The following is an 18,565-nucleotide window of genomic DNA, read 5'->3' on the forward strand; positions in this document are numbered from 1 at the left end:
CTGATAGACAAAAAGAGAGCGGTGCATATGCACCGCTCTTTTGTAATTCCCGTCATTCCGAACGAGCTTGCGAGTGAGGAATCCTTGGGACAAGAAGTTCAAGTCAATTCTGAAGGCGCCTTTTTTAAGCTGACCGTTGATAGCTGAAAGCTACCAGCTATATATGCGGCTCGACCTTGCCTTGGATCTTGTCCTTCGGCTGGTAGCCGGTCATGCGCTCCACGATCTTGCCGTTTTTGAACAGCATCGTGGTGGGTACGCTAAGCACCTGATAATCCTGGGTAAGCTGGGCGGCCTCATCTACATCCAACTTGACTACGCTGATGCTGTCGCCCCATTCGCCGGCCAGTTCTTCGAGCACGGGTTCCAGGATGCGGCAGGGTTGGCACCATACCGCACCAAATTCCACCAAAACGGGCTTCTCGGCTTGCAGCACTTCGCCTTCAAAACTCTGGCTGTCGATCGCTTTCAGGGTGCTCATGGCTCTCCGTGGGGTAGTGGGCCACGCGGCGCGCGGGGATGGAATACTAGCAAGCGCCCGCGGGCCTGTCAAGCACAGGCAGCTACAGGCGTCCCTGTGCGCATGATAAAATTGCCTCTTACGGACGCGTAGCTCAATGGCAGAGCAGTGGCCTTTTAAGCCAACGGTTGCAGGTTCGACTCCTGTCGCGTCCATGTAAAAAGACCGCAGCAATTGCTGCGGTCTTTTTTGTTTCACGCAACCAGCGAAACGATCAACGCGGCTGGCACTACAAAGATCGAGTAAATATGCACCAAAACCCAGTCCAATCAGGGCAAGCAGCAAAGAATAATTTTTTATTGATACGCATAGGTTTGCCTTCGTGCCGGTATGATGCGCGGCCACTGGGCGCAGCTCTAGCGCAGCGGTGTAGCGGCATCTTCAAAAGAGATTGGAAACTTTGGCGCATATAATTCCGCACAGCTTTGACAGCGATGGAGACGTGATGACGAACCTGGTAACCGGCGGTACTGGATTTATTGGCGGGCATATTGTGGAGCAGCTGCTGGCGGATGGCCAGCCCGTGCGCGTGCTGGCCCGGCGCAGCAGCACGATCGGCGAACACCTGAAAGGCGCTGAGATCGTCTACGGCGATGTGCTCGACAAGGACTCGCTGACCCAGGCCATGCAAGGCGTACACACGCTGTACCACGCTGCCGCCCAGTTCGACACATGGACGGCCGACCCGCAGTTGATGCTGGAGACGGCCAACCAGGGTACCTGCAACGTGCTCGACGCCGCCCTGGCCGCCGGCGTGCGCAAGGTGCTGCACACCAGCTCCGGGGCCGTGTTTGGCTTGCCGCGCAATCAAACGGTGACGGAGGCCAGCGCGGCTGGCCCACTGCCGGATGTGTACTATCGTTCCAAGCAAGAATCTGAAGATCTGGCCCGCAGCTATATCGCCAAAGGGCTCGACATCGTGTTCCTTAACCCATCCAATGTATACGGCCCGCGTGACACCAAGCCGCTGGGCCGCTCGATCGTAGCTCTGCTCAATGGCACGTTGCCCTCGGCGTGGCATGCCACTTTCGCCATCGTATATGTGGTGGATGTCGCCCGGGCGCATATTCTCGCCGCCAAGAAGGCAGCCGCCGGTGAGCGCTTCATCCTGGCTGAGCAGAACATTGGCTACAAAGAGTTCTTCGGCCAGGTGGTGGCGCTGAGCGGTGGCAAGCTGCCGCCGTTTCTGCCCGGGCCTATGATTCATGCCACCGCCATCCTGATGGAAGGGCTCTCTCGGCTGACGGGCAAGCTACCGCTGGTTTCAGTGATGCAATACAAGTCGGGCACGCAGGGCACATTGTTCGACGGCAGCAAGGCCCAGCGTGAGCTGGGGCTCGCGTATACGCCGCTGCAAGAGGCGTTGCGCACCACGCTGGCCTGGTATTGGCAGCACGGCGATTTGAAGCGCAAGCCAACCTTTCTCGACTAGCGGTTAGGGCTGCGCGTCCTTCACATACAGGTCAAAAAATTCAACCGAGCGGCGAATGGCCGCAGGGAAATAGTTGACGATGTTGTGGTCATCGCCATCGTAAATAAAGAGCTCGGCGATCTGGCCTGCGGCGCGGGCCTGCTCTGCCACCTGGTAGGACATCAACACCGGCACGGTGGCGTCGCTGGTGCCGTGGTGTAACTGCAGCGGGCCGGAGAGCTCGGCAAGGTAGCTGTTGGCCGAGATCGACGCCCAGAATTCAGGGTTAGAGGTGGGCGGGCCGTAATTCTCCAGCAGGCTGCGCGTGCCAAAGCGCGGGCGGCCGTTGATATCCACCATGTCTGCATAGGCGGAGATGACTCCCGCCCAGATGACCCCTGCCTTGATGTCCGCATCTACCACCATGGCGCGCAGGGTGATGTAGCCGCCCATCGAATGGCCCCACATGCCAATACGGTTCGGGTCAGCGTCCGGGTAGGCTTTCAGCGCCGCGGTGGCGTTGAGCACATCAATGACGTAGTCGGGATTGCCGTAGGCGCCGCGGGCCACGCCCTCCGAGCGGTCATGGCCGCGGTAGTCAGGACGGAAGACGATGTAGTCGGCCCGCGAAAAGCGCTCCATGTAGGCTAGGTAACGCTCGGTGGTGCGGTAGACCGCCGGTGCGATATAGCCGTGATTGAAGATGACCACCGGCCAGCCGCTTTCGGGCTTCTCGCCAAAGGGGATGGTCAGCAGGCCGTAGAGCTTAAGCCCATCCGAACTATACGATGCGATGTAACGTGAATAGTTGCCGCCATTTTCAAGCGTTTCTTCGATGATGAGCTCCGAGGCCGGGTATTGGCGCTGGCGCAGGTATTCGATGCTGAGCGGGTGGGGCGGGACCGGTGTGGCGGTGGGAGTAAGGGTTGGCGTGGGGGTGACGCTGGACGTCAAGGTCGCCGTCGCCGTGACCAGCGCGATCTGCGGGCCGGGCAGGCTGGCCGGGTTGCCCGCCAGCGGGAAGTTGCACGCCGTCAGCGCAAGACACAGCAGCACAAACGCCCGGCTACCCAGCCACGCTCTCATGGGAAAAAGTGTACCCAAGCCCATCGCCCCTGGGCTACCCCCGGCGACACTCATCAGAAGACCACTTCCTTGACATGTACTGCGGTTTCTCCTGATCTGCTCCAGGTTCTGCTACATTCCAAGGCTTGGGGGTCAAAATGAGTATCCGTCACCAATGCGGCTGCGCAGGTCGCTACCATGCGCTCCTTGTCAGCTTGCCAGAATGCCAAAAAGTTTTAACCAATCCGTCGGGAAGTTAAAAGTGCAAACTTTACGGGGGAAAGTATTAACCCCAGGTGCAAACTTTGGCGCCCTATGCGGCAGCGGCGTGCAGCTCTCGCCAGATCTGGTCCAGCGCCTGGCGGAAGGCCTCGGCGCCTTGGGCGCCCGAGGCAGCATACTTGTTGTCGAAGACAAAGAAGGGCACGCCATGAATGCCATATTGGGCCGCCTGGTCAATATCGGCCTGTACTTCGGCGGTGTAGGCGTCCGACTCCAGCGCGGCGCGGGCCGCCACAGGGTCCAGCCCCACTTCGCCGGCCAGCTGCACCAGCGTGTCAATGTCGGCGGTGTTGAGCCCGTCGGTGAAATAGGCCTTGAACAAGCGCGCCAGCATGGCCTCCTGCTTGTCGTTGGCCGCAGCAAAGTGCACCAGGCGGTGCGCGTGCAGAGAGTTGACCAGCTTGGCGTCCTGGTGGTTCATGCTGAGGCCCAGGCCGGCAAACATTTGCGCCACCTGCTGGTTCATTTGGTCAGCCTGCGCTTCGCTGATGCCGCGCTTGGCCGCCAGCATGGCGTTGATGCTTTGCTTCGGTTTAAACGGAGTGGTGGGGTCAAGCTGAAAGCTGTGATGCACGATCTGCACTTGGTCTTTGTGCTCAAACGCATCCAACGCCTGGTTGAGTTGGGTTGTGCCCGCATAGCAGAATGGGCAGGCAATGTCGCTCCAGATATCGATCTTCATATTCGGATTATATCGGCGCGGCGGTGAGATGTATGTGTTTTGTTGATTTGGCCGTGAAAACAATACAGTATCCCCTGTGCCTGTCCCTGGCACATATCAGATATGTAAGAGCTAGTGCTTTTTGGCTGGTTAATCGATTGCAAGTCGCCTACGCAGCAAGATGATCACGTTCACGCACTTGGCGGTTAGAATACTTACGTCAAACGAGGTGCAAATTGCTAGGAGGAACGCAAATTCTATGAATCGTCATGACCTGCTTCTGTTGCAACAAATGCGAGGGTACCCAGCAGTTACTGTAACTCTCCCAGTCCACCGCACCTCTCCTGAGAACAAGCAAGACCGTATTCGTCTCAAGAATCTGCTTAATAAGCTTGCTGAACGGCTGTCTACCGAGTTCTCTCAACGAGAAGTCGAACCTTTGCTGCAGCGCCTGAGTGCGCTCAGCGACGAGATCAATTTTAACAATACTCTTGACGGCCTGGTCCTGTTTGCAAATCATGATTTTGGGCGCGCCGTTCATTTACCTTTCACGCTGAAAGAGCGTGTAGTAGTTGATGAAACTTTTTTCACGCGAGATGTGGTCTTCGCCATGAACCGCACGTCACGCTATTGGGTTTTAGTGCTTAGTGAACAACCTACGCGCTTGTATCAGGGCGTGAAGCAAGACCTTGTGGAGGTTCTGGAAGAGGGTTTTCCGCTAGCGCATACGGGACCGGGTGGCGAGACGTCTGTAGCCGGCGGATATGGGGTACGCGTCTCGGTCGTTCGAGATGAGAACCATCGTAAGTTCTTCCGGCAGGTTGATGATGCGCTTAAGACTTTCATGAGAGATGACCCGCTGCCTCTGGCCGTGGTAGGCGTGGACCGCTACTTGGCCTTCTTCAACGAAGTGAGCCAGCATACCAATGCGGTTGTGGCGCAGCTGGCTGGAAGCCATGATGAGACCAGCCCGCACGAATTGGCGAAGCTGGTTTGGCCCCTGGTCAAAGAGAGCTTGGCAAACCAACGTCTGCAGATTTTTGATGATTTGGAGAAGGCTATAGGCCAGCGCAAGGTAGTTTCTACGATTGAAGAGGTTTGGCGTGAGGCCCTTGATGGCCGCGGCCACGTCTTAGTTGTTGAAGAGGATTTTCATTATCCGGCGCGGGTGGATCAAACCGGCCGCCATTTACATAGTGCGGATGATATGGGGGCGCCTGGAGTTATTGATGACGCCGTGGATGATGTGATTGAAATGGTGCTGCTTAAGCAAGGGCAGGTGGTCTTTGTGGAAAAAGACACCTTGTCTGTGCACCGGGGCATAGCTATGATTTTGCGCTACTAAAAATAGAAACTAAAAAAGTGTCAGCGCACGGGGCCGACCCACGAGTGCTTAGGGGGAGAAGTTTAGCCAAGCATCGTAGACTGGGCGTTTTTCGCCATCGGCATCGCGCAGGGAGATGCTGCCAAAAAGTTGCACTTCCAGGCTGTCTGGCAATGCGTTGATTGGATTGATGAACAGCCAGTTCAGGATGCGGATCTCAGCGCAACTAGTGATGCGCGCCAGCGCTTCGACATAGCGCACTTGCACCTGTGGGCTGGCCTCCCACGGCGTTTGCAGTCCCAGTGTATCGGCCGGCCAGCCGGTCTCCGTGACGGCGATGGGCGTGGCGCCCGTGCGCTGCAGCAAGGGGGCCAGATAGCCATCCGGGATCTCTGCGGGCGTCGACGCGCTGAACCACGGGTAGAGCGTGATTCCGAGGATATCTACCTTGGTCATGTCGTGGGCGTCCAGCGCGCCCCAGTGCGGTTCGCTCCAACCGTTGAGCACGCCAAGCCCGGCCATGCGCTCATACTGAAAAATGGGGCCGACCTGCGTACCGGGCGACGCAGCCTTGATGGCGTCATAAGCCTGGTTGTAGACCTCGATCCAGCGTAAATAATCCTTCGGCTGAGCGATGAAGTAGTCATCACTCTCATTGCCCAGGAAGATGTACGGCGGCTGGTGCTGGGTAGCGAAGCCCGCCAGCATCTCAATGAACAAGGAGCGTGCGCCTGGGTTGCTCCAGTTGTTGGTTGGGTCAGAGGGCAAGTCCAAGTGCAGCTGCGCGTTGCTGCTGCGCCAGCCGAAGACGATGATGGGCGTGAAGCCGTATTGCGCCGCGGCCAGCATAAGGCCGGCAGCCGCCTGCGGCGGCTGGCCGCTGCTGTCGATCGAATCACGCCAGGCGCCGTTGAACATGACTGCGCCGTTGGGCAGGCTGGCGACTTCTTCGAGGAATTGTGGGTACTGGCTGAAATCAGCTGGGAAGCCAAGCGGCGAGATGCCGTAGCCTTTAAGCACAGCGCTGCCCGCCGGAGTGGCGGGCAGCGTGGCAGGTGAGGGAGGCTGTGCGCAGGCGGTGAATAGGGTTGCAATTACAAGCCAGGCCCAGCGTTTCATTGGCTGCCTAGCGCAGACCGGTTTCCATGCGGGCGATGACCATGCGTTGGATCTCGCTGGTGCCTTCATAGATCTCGGTGATCTTGGCGTCACGGAAGTAGCGCTCGACCGGCAGTTCTTTGCTGTAGCCCATCCCGCCGTGGATCTGCACGGCGTGGTGGGCGCAGAACATGGCCGTTTCGGAGGCGAACAGCTTGGCCATCGAAGCTTCCAGCGTGTAGCGCCCGCCGCTTTCTTTGCTGTGTTCCTTTGCGAGGGCGGCATTGTGGATCAGGCCGCGGGCCGCCTCGATACGGGTCTTCATGTCGGCGATCTTGAAACTGGTGCCCTGGAACTCGCCGATCTTGGCGCCGAAAGCTTCGCGCTCGCGCACATAGGCCACACTGGCCTCGTAGGCGGCTTCGGCGATGCCCAGCGCCTGGGCGGCGATACCGATGCGGCCGGCATCCAGCACGGTCATGGCGATCTTGAAGCCGTCGCCCTCTTTGCCCAGCAGGCTGCTGGCAGGTGCACGGTAGTTATCGAAGACGATCTCGCTGGTGGCCGAGGCGCGGATGCCGAGCTTGGGCTCAGCTTTGCCACGCGTGAAACCGGGCTGGTCTGTATCCACCAGAAAGGCGCTGATGCCTTTGGCGCCCTTATCGGGATCGGTCATGGTGAAGAGCAGAATGTAATCGGCCACCGGGGCGCTGGTGACCCAACTCTTGCGGCCATTGATGACGTAGTGGTCGCCGTCTTTGACGGCGCGGCTGCGCATGGTGGCCGCATCCGAGCCGGACATGGGCTCGGTGAGCGAATAGGCGCCGATTTTCTCGCCGGTGGCTACGCCGCGCACATATTTCTGCTTTTGCTCCTCGGTGCCGAACTTCATGATGCCGTGGCAGAACAAGGAGTTGTTGACCGACATCACCGTGCCGTGGGCGGCATCTGCCTTGCAGATCTCCTCCAGCGCCAGCACATAGGCCAGGGTGTCCATGCCCGCGCCGCCATAATCCTCCGGCACTTCGATGCCCATGAAGCCCATCTGGCCCATCTTGCGGATGGTGGCCAGCGGGAACTCGCCGCTTTCGTCGTGCTCAGCGGCAATAGGCACGATCTCTTTCTGGGCAAAGTCACGGGCTGCTTGACGCAGCATCTCGTGCTCTTCGGTGATGTAGCTGGGGGAAACGGCCATGCGGGGGAGCCTCCGTAGGGTGTTAAAAGTTGGAGCTAGGGTGATTATAGCATCGCGAGGTGGCCGAACCTCGGATGGTATACTGCCCGCGGAGCGCTTAAATGTCCGAACAAATCTCCCCTGAACTCTTTGATCATCTTGTAGAGCTGGCTGCGCTTGAGCTGACGGCGGAAGAAGCCGAATATTTGCGCGACCAGCTCAACAAGCAGCTCAAATCCATCGAGGAATTGGCCGCCATCCCCATCCCTGAGGGAACGCCGCCCGCCGCGCATGGCGTGCCCTTCCCGCCGGATGTGCGTGTCCCGCCGCGCAAGGACGGGGCAGCGCTGGCGCCGGAGGCAGCTGACATCAAGACCGGCGCCCCGCAGACCAGCGAGGACTATTTTGTGGTGCCGGGCATTCCGCACGAGGAGTTGGATTGAGCATGCACCTGGCTGACCTATCAGCCCACCAACTTGCTGAGCTGATCCGTAAGAAGGAGATCTCGGCCGTGGAAGCGACTGAAGCGGCGCTGGAGCGCATCCGCGCCGTCGACGGCGAACCCGGTCGCCTGGATGGCCCGCGGGGTGATGTGGAGAAGGTGCATGCCTTCATCACCGTGAGCGAAGAGCAGGCACGCACCCAGGCCAAAGCTGTAGATGAGCGCCTTGCCAAGGGCGAAGTGCCGGGGCCGCTGGCCGGCGTACCCTATACGGTCAAGGATATTTTCGCGGTCAAGGACGTGCTCAGCACGGCCGCCTCGCGCATTCTTTCGAACTTTGTGGCCCCGTACACTGCGACCCCGGTTGAGCGCATGAACGCCGCCGGAGCGGTGATGCTCGGCAAGGTCAATCTTGACGAATTCACATATGGCTCGTCCAACGAGTCGTCCGCATACCAACCCGCCCCGCGCAACCCGTGGGACCCGACCCGCGTACCCGGCGGAAGCAGCGGCGGCAGCGCCGCCGCGGTGGCGGCCGGCGAGGGCGCGCTGTCGCTCGGCACGGATACGGCTGGCTCCATCCGCCAACCCGCCGCATTCTGTGGCGTGGTGGGCATGAAGCCTACCTATGGGCGTGTCTCGCGCTATGGGCTGATCGCGTTCGGCTCCTCGTTGGATTGCCCTGGCCCGGTGGCGCGCACCGTGCGCGATACGGCCATGATGATGAACGTCATCGCCGGGCCGGATAAGCACGATAGCACCGCGGCGGCCACGCCCGTGGCGGACTACACAGCCGCGCTGGAAGAAGGCGTCAAGGGCATGCGCATCGGCCTCTCGTCGGATTATGACAAGATCACCTTTTTCAATCACGAGACGGGCGAGATGGACAGCCAGCCGCTGCCAAAGGAGATCGCCGATGCGGTGCTGCGGGCGGCCGACAAGCTTTCGGACGCCGGAGCGCGCATCGTGGAAGGTGTGCCTATGCCGCACACCCGCTACGGCATCCCCGCCTATTTTGTGATCTCGCGTGTGGAAGCGGCTTCCAATCTGCATCGTTTCGATGGCGTCAAGTACGGCCACCGCACCGCGCTCAAGCCAAAAGATCTACGTGACCTGTACCGCAAGACGCGCGCCGAGGGGTTTGGCCCGCAGCCCAAACTGCGTATTTTGATGGGCATGTATGTGAGCGCGGCACAATACAGTGAGCAGTATTACCATCGCGCCCTGCAAGTGCGCTCGCTCATTCGCGGCGATTTTGACGCCGCGTTCGACGGCAACGGCGCCCACAAGCTGGACGCGCTGCTGACCGCCACCACGCCCACGCCAGCTTTCCCGGTGGGCGATATCTACGGCGACTCGGTGCTGATGCAGTATGCCGACCAGCTGACCGTGCCGGCCAACCACGCCGGCGTACCGGCGATCTCGCTGCCGGCGGGGCTCAGCAGTGAGCGTCTGCCGCTGGGCGTGCAACTTATCGGGCCGGATTTCTCGGAGGCGACGCTGCTGCGCACCGCGCGGGCCTTTGAGGCAGCCACGGAAGGCGAGGCCTGGCGGGCTGAGCGGCCAGCGGTGCTAGCGGGAGTGTAGGGCAAGATTTCCACAGATAAACACAGATGAACGCAGAGAAACTGCAAGACAGAAGACTTTTATCAGTCTCTATCTGTGTTCATCTGTGGATAAAAAAATATGAGCGCCAAATCACAAGCCATCATCAAGCAACTTAGAGCCTTGGGGACGGACAAGAACCTGGCAGGGATGGCGCGCTTTGGGATTGCGACCGACAAAGCCTTCGGCGTGCCGCATCCGGCGCTACACGCCATCGCCAAGCAGCACCGCAAGGACCATTCGCTGGCGCTGGAGCTGTGGGCTAGCGGCTACCACGAGGCGCGCCTGCTGGCCGCGTTTGTGGACGACCCCAAGCAGGTCACCAAAGCTCAGATGGATGCCTGGGTGCGTGATTTTCATTCATGGGATATTTGCGACACGGTGACCGGGCATCTGTTTGAGCCCACGCCGTATGCGTTCGACAAGGCGTATCAATGGACGCGCGCCAAACGCGAATTTGTGCGCCGCGCCGGCCTGGCGATGATGGCCTGGCTGGCGGTGCACCGCAAGCGCGAGCCGGAGGAAACCTTCCTGGGCTTTTTCCCGGCCATCGAGGCGGTGGCTGACGATGAGCGTAATTTTGTGAAGAAGGCCAGCAGTTGGGCGCTGCGCCAGTTGGGCAAGCGCAGCAAGTTTCTCAACAAGCACGCCGTTGCGTCAGCCAAGCGGTTAGGCACGCTGGATAGCAAAGCAGCGCGCTGGGTGGCGGCGGATGTGCTGCGCGAGATCAACAGCGAGAAAGTGCAAGCGCGCTTGTCCTAGCGCGCTGTCCTGCGTCGCGCCCAAACCCTCGCTCAGTTATACTTTGCGCTCTATGCAACATATCCGTAATTTTTGCATCATTGCCCATATTGATCATGGCAAGTCCACCCTGGCAGACCGGCTGCTCCAGCTGACCGGTACGGTATCTGCGCGCGACATGCAGGCCCAGGTGCTGGACAGCATGGATCTGGAGCGCGAAAAAGGCGTCACCATCAAGGCCTCGGCGGTGCGCATGCAGTACAAGGCCAAGGACGGCCAGGAGTACGAGCTCCACCTGATCGATACGCCGGGCCACGTGGACTTTGGCTACGAGGTCAGCCGGGCGCTGGAAGCCTGCGAAGGCGCGGTATTGATCGTGGATGCCAGCCAGGGCGTGCAAGCGCAGACCCTGGCGAACCTGTACCTGGCGCTGGGCTCGGATTTGGAAATCATCCCGGTCATTAACAAGATCGATATGCCCGCGGCTGACCCTGAGCGCGTGACGGCGGAGATCGTGGAACTGCTGGGCGTGCCTGCCGAAGAAGTGCTGCAAATTTCGGCCAAATCTGGCTTGAACATTGAAGCGGTGCTGGAGGCAGTGGTGCAGCGCGTACCGCCGCCGAAGGGCAATCCAGAATCACCGCTGCGCGCACTGATCTTTGATTCGCACTATGACACCTATAAGGGTGTTGTGGCCTATGTGCGTGTGGTGGACGGTAAGGTGCAGGGCGACGAAACCCTGCGGCTGATGGCCACCGGCGCCGAGTTTAAACCGATCGAAGTGGGCAGCTTCACGCCGCGGCTGACGGCAGGCGCCAGCCTGAACACTGGCGAAGTAGGCTATGTAGCCACCGGCTTCAAGTCCGTCTCGGAGTGCCGCGTGGGCGACACACTCACCAGCAAAGCGGAGCCGGCCATCGAGGCGCTGCCAGGCTACCGCCAGGTCAAGTCGATGGTGTTCGCTGGCATTTACCCTGTAGAGGGTGATGACTATCAGGAACTCAAAGAGGCGTTGGAGAAGCTGCAACTCAACGATGCTTCGCTGGTGTATGAGCCTGAAACCTCGCAAGCGCTCAACTTCGGCTTTCGCTGCGGCTTTCTGGGCATGTTTCACATGGAGATTGTGCAGGAGCGCCTGGAGCGTGAGTACGATCTCGACATCATCGTCACGGCGCCCTCCGTGGCGTATGAGGTGGTGCTGCAATCTGGCGAGACCCTGCGGATCGACTCGCCGGCAGAGCTGCCTAACGAAGGCGAAATTGCTGAAGTGCGGGAACCTTGGATGGACATCCAGATCTTTACGCCTACCGCCTACTATGGCCCGGTGATGGAGATGGTCAAGCGCCGCCGCGGCATCTTCACCGGGCAGGACCATCAGGGCAAGGATCGCGTCCAGCTCAACTTTGAGATCCCGCTAGCCGAGATCATTATTGACTTCTTTGACCAGCTCAAGTCGGTCACCCGCGGCTATGCCTCATTGGACTACCAGTTCAAGGAGTACCGCGCCGATAAGCTGGTCAAGCTGGAAATTCATGTGAACTACGAACCGGTAGATGCATTCACCACCATCGTGCACAAAGACTCCGCTTTCCATAAGGGCCAGGCGGTGATCACCAAGTTGAAGGATTTGATCCCGCGCCAAATGTTCGTGGTGCCCATCCAGGCCGTCTCGCAGGGCCGCGTGATCTCACGCGCCAACGTGCAGGCCATGCGTAAAGACGTGCTGGCTAAGTGTTATGGCGGCGATATTACGCGCAAGCGTAAGCTACTGGAAAAGCAAAAGAAGGGTAAGAAGCGCATGAAGATGGTGGGCAGCGTGGAGATTCCGCAAGAAGCCTTCCTGGCGGTGTTGCGCTTGAGCGATGACAAAAACTGAGCGGGCAGGTTCTTCTGTATTGTTGCGGCTGTTGCCGGGGCTGCTGGTAACGGCCGCGGCCGTGGCTGGCCTGTTCTATTTCATTGATATTGATCAACTGGGGCCGGCCATCCGCATTGCTGATTTCACCTGGTTCCCGCTGGTGATCGGGATCTTTCTGGGCACGCTCACAACGCGTACCATGGCGTGGCGCACTATTCTGCAGGAGCGGGCCTCGTTCAAGGATTGCTTTCTGGTGCTCAACCAGGCGTATTTGCTCAACAATGTGCTGCCGTTCCGGCTGGGGGAACTGGGGCGGGCGTTGCTGATCAGCAACCGCGCCAAGATGGGCTTCTGGGAAGCGCTATCCACCGTGGTGGTGGAGCGCGTTTTTGACCTGGGGCTGGCGGCGGCCATGTTGCTGTTCACGCTGCCGCTGGTGGTTGGGGCTGATTGGGCTCGTACGGCGGCCTATGTGTCGCTGGGGCTGGTGGTGGTTGGCTTCGCCGTGTTGTTCTGGATGGCGAGCAATCCCAAACTGGTGCCAGCGCTGATCGAGCGTTTGACGGGCCGCTGGCCTAAATTGCGTGAATGGCTGGTGGATAAAGCGGGTTCATTCACGCAGGGGTTGTCTGCCCTGCGAGACGGAAAACGCTTCCTGCGCGTGCTTTTCTGGATGGTAATGACCTGGCTTACCAATGTAGGCTGGTACTTTGTGCTGATGCGCGCCTTCTTCCCCATGGCGCAGTGGTTGTGGGGCTTTTTCAGCGTTGCGGTCTCCTCATTGGGTGTGGCGTTGCCCTCGTCGCCTGGATATATTGGCGTCTTTGAGGGCGTGCTGGTAGGCGCGCTCAGCTTCTTCAATGCAGACCCGGCGATAGCGCTGGCCTTCGCTGTGGTGGGACATGTGACCTACTTTGCAGTCACCGGGATCATTGGCATCATTGGTTTCTGGCAGCAAGGTGAATCCCTGGGTGGTATTTACCGTAAACTGCTTAACCGGCAGGCGTAACCTATGGCAAAGAAAACCTACTTACTGACTGGCGGCGCGGGCTTTATAGGCTCCAATTACGCCAATGTGTTGTTGAAGCGCGGCGAACGCGTCATCATTTTCGACAATCTGTCGCGCAAGGGCGCCGAGCGCAACCTGGCCTGGTTGCGTGAGAGCCATGGCGCTGAGTCGTTCGAGCTAGTGGTGGGCGATGTGCGCACGGCTGGCGCACTACGCGAGCCGGTGGCGCGCGCCGATGTGATCGCACACCTGGCGGGGCAAGTAGCGGTGACCTCTTCCGTGACTGATCCGCGCACTGACTTTGAGATCAATGCGTTGGGCACTTTCAATTTGCTGGAAGCGGCTCGCTTTGCCGGCCACAAGCCCTTTATTATCTATTCCTCGACCAATAAGGTGTACGGCGAGATGCTGGAGCACAAGTTGCATTCGAGCAAGACGCGCTACCGCTATGCCAAGCTGCCGCACGGCCTGCCCGAGACGCAGCAACTCGACTTTCATTCCCCATATGGTTGCTCCAAGGGCGCGGCCGAGCAGTATGTGCGGGATTATGCGCGCATCTACGGCATCCCCTCGGTGGTGTTCCGCCAGAGCTGCATCTACGGCCCGCGCCAGTTCGGCGTGGAGGACCAGGGCTGGCTGGCCTGGTTCGTGATCGCGGCCGTGCTGGGCAAGCCCATCAGCATTTACGGCGACGGCAAACAGGTGCGCGATATGCTGCACGTGCATGACCTGATCGCCGCGTATGACGCCGCGGTGGCCCGGCAGAAGAAAGTGGCGGGAGAGGCCTACAACATTGGCGGTGGGCCAGATTTCACGCTGTCTATATGGAAGGAATGTGGCCCGATGCTGGAGAAGTTGCTGGGCCGCAAGATCCCGGTGAGCTATGGGCCGATCCGGCCGGGTGACCAGAAGGTATATATCAGCGACATCCGCAAGGTGCAGAAGGCGCTGGCGTGGAAGCCGAAGATCGGGGTGGAACAGGGCACGGCCGAGCTGGTGGCCTGGGTACAAGCTCACCGCGAGCTGTTTGATTAGAAATCACCCACAGATAAACGCAGATAAAATCTAAACTCGTTTTTTGCGGCTAACTTTGAGCCTCAAGCAATCCTAGCCAGTTCCCAGCAACCTGTTCTGCGATAAACTCAGCCCGTGCGAATTCTTACCGTCTTGACCTATTACCGCCCGCACACCAGCGGGCTGACCATCTATGCTGAGCGCTTGGCCAAAGCTCTGGTGCAGCGCGGGCATGAAGTCACCGTGCTCACCTCACAGTTCGAGAAGGACTTACCGCTGGAGGAAGTGCAGGATGGCGTACGCATCCGCCGCGTGCCGGTGGCGCTGCGCATCAGCAAGGGCGTGATCATGCCCAGCATTGGTAAGCTGGCCTGGGATGAGACCCGCAAGCATGATGCGCTGCTGCTGCACCTGCCGCAGTTCGATGCTGCGGGATTGGCCATCCGCGGCTGGCTGCTGAAGAAGCCCACGGTGATCATTTACCACTCAGACCTGATCCTGTCGGCCGGGCTGTTCAACCGTTTCGTCAACTTTGTCATCAACTTCATGAATGACATGGCGGCCCGCTTCACGCATCGCATCTCTTCATATACAGAGGACTTTGCCAGCCACTCGCCGTACCTGCGGCGTTTTGCCCACAAAGTGCGCGTTATTTCTCCGGCGGTCGAGCTGCCGCCGGCGGATGCCGGGGCGGCGGCCACGTTTGCCGCCGAGCATAATCCCGCGGGCAAGCGGCCAGTGATCGCCATGGCGACCCGCTTCGCGGCCGAGAAGGGCGTGGAAGTCTTGCTGCAGGCGCTGCCGGCGGTGCTGGAGAAGTTTCCGGATGCGCTGGTGTGGTTCGCCGGCCAGTACAAGGATGTGCTGGGGGAGGAAGAATATGCCCAGCGCCTGTTCCCGCTCATCGCCGAATACGAACGCAAAGGCCAATGGAAGTTTTTGGGCACGCTGGCCATGCAGGATATGCCCTCGTTCTATAAGGGATTGGACTTACTGGTAGTGCCCAGCACCAACTCGACGGAGACGTTTGGCTTCGTGCAGATCGAAGCCATGATGAGTGGCAAGCCCGTGGTGGCCTCGGCGCTGCCGGGGGTGCGCCAGCCGGTGCGCATGAGCGGCATGGGTCTGGTGTCGCCAATTGGCGATGCGCATGCGCTGGCGGCCAACATAATCGAAGTGCTCTCGCACCCCGAAAAGTATCGCGGCGATGCGAATGCGCTGCGGGCTGAGTTCAGCCCGCAAACCTGTGCGGCGCGCCACGAGGCACTGTTCGAAGAGATTGCGCGTGAGGTGGGCAAATGAGCCTGCCGCCGCAATCGGCGCCTTCGCCGCGCCAAGGTGAGAACCCGCACTGGTGGATGCAATTGCAGGCGCTGCCGTACTTCCGAGCCCTGCTGCGCGCGGTCGAGGCCGATTTCTACAAGGATTTTGAGCTCACCGCGCCGGTGTTTGACCTTGGCTGCGGTGACGGGCACTTTGCCAGCCAGGTGTTTACGCAGAAGCTGGATGTGGGGCTGGACCCGGCATTCGTCTCGTTGCAGGAGGCCAAGCGTTGGGACGCCTACCGCGGGCTGGTGCAGGGGCTGGGCCACCGCGCCCCGCTGCCTGGCGGCCACTTTGCCAGCGCGCTGAGTAACTCTGTCTTGGAGCATATCCCTAATTTGCATGCAGTGCTGAACGAGACTGGCCGCCTGGTGCGCAAGGGCGGCTTGTTCCTGTTCTGCGTGCCTAACCATCGCTGGCCCCACAACCTGGCCATCGCCAGCGGGCTGCGCAAGCTGGGGTTGAAGGGATTGGCGGATGGGTATGTGCGCCTGTTCACGCGCGTCTCGCGGCATGTCAACATGCTCTCCCCCGAAGAATGGGCGGCGCGGTTGGACGAGGCCGGCTTTGATGTAGAAGCGTGGTGGCATTATTTTCCGCCCGCCGCGTTGCATGCGCTGGAGTGGGGCCACTATTTTGGCCTGCCGAGCTTTGTAGCCCGCAAGCTGTTTGGCCGCTGGGTGCTGGCGCCGTCGGGCGCTAACCTGGCCCTGACCAAGCGCATCTTTGCCGCGCACGCCAACCGCGGCGCCGACCCTGAGGGTACGTATACCTGGTATGTAGCGCGGCGCCGGTAGGCGCGTATTGGTCGTGTGGCTGTGTAGCTGTCAAAGTGACTGCGCGGTACACAGGCCTACGATAAAATCAACCCGGTCATTAACCTGGCCGACTCTATGCAAGAACCCAGCGTTCTCGATTATTTGAAAGCCTTATTCAGCGGGCGAGGGGTGCCTTCGGTGCCGCCGCTGCCCAGCGGCGGCCGGCGCAGCCGTGTGGCAGCCGCTCGCAAGCAACCTGCCCGCCGCTCGCGGGCCAAGGCCGCTGCGCCAGCCTTCACGCTGGCGCAGGTGCCCTGGCGCAGCGTGGGGGCCTTTGTGCTGTTCTTTGTAGGGCAGGTGCTGCTGGCTCCACCGGGTGGTGCGGCCGCCCTGGCGGCCAGCGTGTTGCTGCTGGCGGCCGGCTTGGCCGCATGGGGGGCAGTGGAAGGCGAATGGAGTCTGCCGCAGCTGGCGCCGGCCGAAGAACACAAGGGCGTAGCCGTGTTCCGGCGCACACCGCTGCTGGCGGCTGGCGTGCTGTTCGTGCTGGCGTTCCTGCTTAGCGGCGGAAATCGCTTTAATCTGCTCAATGTGGTCTGCTGGCTGGGCGCCGTGGGCAGCCTGCTATACGCCTTCTGGCAGCCTGCCGCCAAAGCGGCCAAGTGGCCCAGCCTGCGCAGCCGCGCGGCGGCATGGCTGGCCCAGCCGGAATTCAAGCTCAGTCTCTCGCGCTGGAGCCTGCTGGTGCTGCTGGCTTTCGGGCTGATCGCGTTCTTACGCTTTCACCAGCTGACGGCCACTCCGCCCGAGATGGTGAGCGACCACGCCGAAATGCTGATGGATGTGATCGACATCCAGAATGGCAAGACATCCATCTTCTTTGAGCGCAACACTGGCCGCGAGCCGCTGCCGTTCTACCTGGCGGCCTGGGTTGCGGATGTGTTCGGCACCGGCGCCAGTTTCCTGACCCTTAAGCTGGCCAGCGCGCTGTTGGCCTTCGCATCACTGGCTTACATGTACCTGTTGGGCAAGGAGCTTGGCGGGCGCTGGGTGGGCTTGTTCACCCTGCTGCTTACCGGGCTGGCCTACTGGCCGAATGTGCTCTCACGCCTGGGCCTGAACTTTGGCCTGTACGCCGCGCTCGCCGCCCCCATGCTGTATCACTTGCTGCGCGGCCTGCGCCGTAGCAGCTTGAACGACTTCTTGCTGGCGGGCCTGTTCATGGGCATAGGCCTAAATGGCTACACCGCCTTTCGCATCATGCCGCTGGTGGCCGCGGCCGGTTTGGGCCTGTTCCTGCTGCACCGCAGCAGCCCGCGGGCGCGCAGCCAGGCGCTGCTGGGCGCGGTGCTGCTGGCGGTGGTCGCCATTGTGGCGGTGACGCCTTTGCTGCGCTTCGCCATCGACAATCCCGCTCTGGTCAACCAGCGCGTGCTGACCCGCCTTGGTGAAGCCGAGCGCGAGTACCCCGGCCCGGCCGCCAGCATTTTTGCGGGCAATCTGGTCAAGGGGCTGGGCCTGTTCAACTATTCGGGCGGCAATTTGTGGGTGGTGGGCAACGTGCGCGCTCCCGCGTTCGACCCGCTGAGCGGCGCGCTGCTGCTACTGGGCGTATGCCTGGCGGTGATGCGCTACGCGCGCCACCGCCACTGGCAGGATCTGTTCCTGCTAATCAGTATTCCGTTGTTGATGCTGCCTTCCACGCTCTCGCTGGCCTTTCCGGAGGAGAACCCGGCCATGAACCGCGCCAGCGCGGCGTGGATCCCCGCCTTCTTGCTGTGCGCGCTGGCGCTCGACGCGCTGCTGCACGGCATCCGTGCCCGCTTCAATGGTGCGTTCGGCTTGCGCCTAGCCCAACTGCTCGGCGTGAGTGCGCTGGGGCTGGTGGCCTTGCTGAACTACGGCCTGTTCTTCGGCGAATACACGCGCAACTACACAGCCAACTCGTGGAACAGCCGCGAGATGGGCCAGGTGATTGCTGACTATGCCAACAGCTTCGGTTCGTTGGATAGTGCCTGGGTAGTGGCCTACCCGCACTGGGTGGATACCCGCCTGGTGGCGATGGAGGCGGGCAAGCCCGGCCATGACTATGCGGTGTGGCCGGAGCAATTGGCCAACACCGCCAGCGTGACTGCTCCGCGCCTGTACCTGCTCAAGCCGGAGGATACACTTGCGGCAAGCACCCTACAGCAGCTCTTCCCGCAGGGTGTGTTGACCACGTTCACGAGCCAGACCCCGACGCGCGATTTTCTGCTGTACCTGGTTGCTGCGGATAACTAG

General features: G+C 60.6%; 16 protein-coding genes and 1 tRNA gene. 12 read left to right on the forward strand and 5 right to left on the reverse strand.

Features of this window, described 5'->3' with window-relative positions:
* Positions 1 to 157: 157 nt before the first annotated feature.
* Positions 158 to 481, reverse strand: coding sequence for a thioredoxin (trxA, locus tag KIT08_07620; GenBank protein UYN88959.1), 324 nt, complete (start codon positions 479 to 481; stop codon positions 158 to 160).
* A 122-nt stretch (positions 482 to 603) separates the two neighbouring features.
* Between trxA and KIT08_07625 the strand changes: the two genes are divergently transcribed.
* Together KIT08_07625 and KIT08_07630 are read left to right on the forward strand one after the other, a co-directional pair.
* A tRNA-Lys gene (locus tag KIT08_07625) sits at positions 604 to 675 on the forward strand.
* 290 nt (positions 676 to 965) lie between these two features.
* Positions 966 to 1,952: an NAD-dependent epimerase/dehydratase family protein gene (locus KIT08_07630; GenBank protein ID UYN88960.1), complete on the forward strand. Its 987-nt coding sequence runs from the start codon at positions 966 to 968 to the stop codon at positions 1,950 to 1,952.
* Positions 1,953 to 1,955: 3 nt separating this feature from the next.
* Here KIT08_07630 and KIT08_07635 read toward each other — a convergent pair whose 3' ends face one another.
* Both KIT08_07635 and KIT08_07640 read right to left on the reverse strand, forming a co-directional pair.
* On the reverse strand, positions 1,956 to 3,017 hold the full coding sequence (locus tag KIT08_07635; GenBank protein ID UYN88961.1) for an alpha/beta fold hydrolase: 1,062 nt from the start codon (positions 3,015 to 3,017) through the stop codon (positions 1,956 to 1,958).
* A gap of 292 nt (positions 3,018 to 3,309) precedes the next feature.
* Positions 3,310 to 3,960: a DsbA family oxidoreductase gene (locus KIT08_07640; GenBank protein ID UYN88962.1), complete on the reverse strand. Its 651-nt coding sequence runs from the start codon at positions 3,958 to 3,960 to the stop codon at positions 3,310 to 3,312.
* Positions 3,961 to 4,198: 238 nt separating this feature from the next.
* Between KIT08_07640 and KIT08_07645 the strand changes: the two genes are divergently transcribed.
* Positions 4,199 to 5,284, forward strand: coding sequence for a hypothetical protein (locus KIT08_07645; GenBank protein UYN88963.1), 1,086 nt, complete (start codon positions 4,199 to 4,201; stop codon positions 5,282 to 5,284).
* A gap of 48 nt (positions 5,285 to 5,332) precedes the next feature.
* Here KIT08_07645 and KIT08_07650 read toward each other — a convergent pair whose 3' ends face one another.
* Both KIT08_07650 and KIT08_07655 read right to left on the reverse strand, forming a co-directional pair.
* Positions 5,333 to 6,382, reverse strand: coding sequence for a hypothetical protein (locus KIT08_07650; protein ID UYN88964.1), 1,050 nt, complete (start codon positions 6,380 to 6,382; stop codon positions 5,333 to 5,335).
* Between the two features lie 7 nt (positions 6,383 to 6,389).
* On the reverse strand, positions 6,390 to 7,556 hold the full coding sequence (locus KIT08_07655; GenBank protein ID UYN88965.1) for an acyl-CoA dehydrogenase: 1,167 nt from the start codon (positions 7,554 to 7,556) through the stop codon (positions 6,390 to 6,392).
* A 101-nt stretch (positions 7,557 to 7,657) separates the two neighbouring features.
* On the opposite strand from KIT08_07655, the gene KIT08_07660 reads away from it, so the two are divergent.
* The 9 genes from KIT08_07660 to KIT08_07700 all read left to right on the forward strand — a co-directional run bounded on the left by KIT08_07660 (position 7,658) and on the right by KIT08_07700 (position 18,565).
* On the forward strand, positions 7,658 to 7,978 hold the full coding sequence (locus KIT08_07660) for a hypothetical protein (GenBank protein ID UYN88966.1): 321 nt from the start codon (positions 7,658 to 7,660) through the stop codon (positions 7,976 to 7,978).
* Positions 7,979 to 7,980: 2 nt separating this feature from the next.
* Positions 7,981 to 9,564: an aspartyl/glutamyl-tRNA amidotransferase subunit A gene (locus tag KIT08_07665; GenBank protein UYN90799.1), complete on the forward strand. Its 1,584-nt coding sequence runs from the start codon at positions 7,981 to 7,983 to the stop codon at positions 9,562 to 9,564.
* Positions 9,565 to 9,663: 99 nt separating this feature from the next.
* Positions 9,664 to 10,344, forward strand: coding sequence for a DNA alkylation repair protein (locus KIT08_07670; protein ID UYN88967.1), 681 nt, complete (start codon positions 9,664 to 9,666; stop codon positions 10,342 to 10,344).
* Between the two features lie 52 nt (positions 10,345 to 10,396).
* Positions 10,397 to 12,199, forward strand: a complete 1,803-nt coding sequence (gene lepA, locus KIT08_07675) for a translation elongation factor 4 (GenBank protein UYN88968.1) — start codon at positions 10,397 to 10,399, stop codon at positions 12,197 to 12,199.
* On the forward strand, positions 12,186 to 13,190 hold the full coding sequence (locus KIT08_07680) for a flippase-like domain-containing protein (GenBank protein UYN88969.1): 1,005 nt from the start codon (positions 12,186 to 12,188) through the stop codon (positions 13,188 to 13,190). Before lepA ends, KIT08_07680 begins: the two co-directional genes overlap by 14 nt.
* A 3-nt stretch (positions 13,191 to 13,193) precedes the next feature.
* Complete coding sequence (locus KIT08_07685; GenBank protein UYN88970.1) at positions 13,194 to 14,225, forward strand: GDP-mannose 4,6-dehydratase; 1,032 nt, start codon at positions 13,194 to 13,196, stop codon at positions 14,223 to 14,225.
* 114 nt (positions 14,226 to 14,339) lie between these two features.
* Complete coding sequence (locus KIT08_07690) at positions 14,340 to 15,506, forward strand: glycosyltransferase family 4 protein (GenBank protein UYN88971.1); 1,167 nt, start codon at positions 14,340 to 14,342, stop codon at positions 15,504 to 15,506.
* Positions 15,503 to 16,324 carry a methyltransferase domain-containing protein gene (locus KIT08_07695; protein UYN88972.1) on the forward strand — a complete coding sequence of 274 codons (822 nt, stop codon included), beginning with the start codon at positions 15,503 to 15,505 and terminating at the stop codon, positions 16,322 to 16,324. The genes KIT08_07690 and KIT08_07695 overlap by 4 nt, the downstream gene beginning before the upstream one ends.
* A gap of 96 nt (positions 16,325 to 16,420) precedes the next feature.
* Positions 16,421 to 18,565, forward strand: coding sequence for a glycosyltransferase family 39 protein (locus tag KIT08_07700; protein UYN88973.1), 2,145 nt, complete (start codon positions 16,421 to 16,423; stop codon positions 18,563 to 18,565).

This window comes from Anaerolineales bacterium, assembly GCA_025808555.1.
Classification (GTDB): Bacteria; Chloroflexota; Anaerolineae; order Anaerolineales; family UBA11579; genus JAMCZK01.

Excerpts from the sequence above, each read along its gene's own strand:
- trxA (UYN88959.1), bottom strand. The coding sequence starts at position 481 with ATGAGCACCCTGAAAGCGATCGACAGCCAGAGTTTTGAAGGCGAAGTG.
- KIT08_07630 (UYN88960.1), top strand. The coding sequence starts at position 966 with ATGACGAACCTGGTAACCGGCGGTACTGGATTTATTGGCGGGCATATT.
- KIT08_07635 (UYN88961.1), bottom strand. The coding sequence starts at position 3,017 with ATGAGAGCGTGGCTGGGTAGCCGGGCGTTTGTGCTGCTGTGTCTTGCG.
- KIT08_07640 (UYN88962.1), bottom strand. The coding sequence starts at position 3,960 with ATGAAGATCGATATCTGGAGCGACATTGCCTGCCCATTCTGCTATGCG.
- KIT08_07645 (UYN88963.1), top strand. The coding sequence starts at position 4,199 with ATGAATCGTCATGACCTGCTTCTGTTGCAACAAATGCGAGGGTACCCA.
- KIT08_07650 (UYN88964.1), bottom strand. The coding sequence starts at position 6,382 with ATGAAACGCTGGGCCTGGCTTGTAATTGCAACCCTATTCACCGCCTGC.
- KIT08_07655 (UYN88965.1), bottom strand. The coding sequence starts at position 7,556 with ATGGCCGTTTCCCCCAGCTACATCACCGAAGAGCACGAGATGCTGCGT.
- KIT08_07660 (UYN88966.1), top strand. The coding sequence starts at position 7,658 with ATGTCCGAACAAATCTCCCCTGAACTCTTTGATCATCTTGTAGAGCTG.
- KIT08_07665 (UYN90799.1), top strand. The coding sequence starts at position 7,981 with ATGCACCTGGCTGACCTATCAGCCCACCAACTTGCTGAGCTGATCCGT.
- KIT08_07670 (UYN88967.1), top strand. The coding sequence starts at position 9,664 with ATGAGCGCCAAATCACAAGCCATCATCAAGCAACTTAGAGCCTTGGGG.
- lepA (UYN88968.1), top strand. The coding sequence starts at position 10,397 with ATGCAACATATCCGTAATTTTTGCATCATTGCCCATATTGATCATGGC.
- KIT08_07680 (UYN88969.1), top strand. The coding sequence starts at position 12,186 with ATGACAAAAACTGAGCGGGCAGGTTCTTCTGTATTGTTGCGGCTGTTG.
- KIT08_07685 (UYN88970.1), top strand. The coding sequence starts at position 13,194 with ATGGCAAAGAAAACCTACTTACTGACTGGCGGCGCGGGCTTTATAGGC.
- KIT08_07695 (UYN88972.1), top strand. The coding sequence starts at position 15,503 with ATGAGCCTGCCGCCGCAATCGGCGCCTTCGCCGCGCCAAGGTGAGAAC.
- KIT08_07700 (UYN88973.1), top strand. The coding sequence starts at position 16,421 with ATGCAAGAACCCAGCGTTCTCGATTATTTGAAAGCCTTATTCAGCGGG.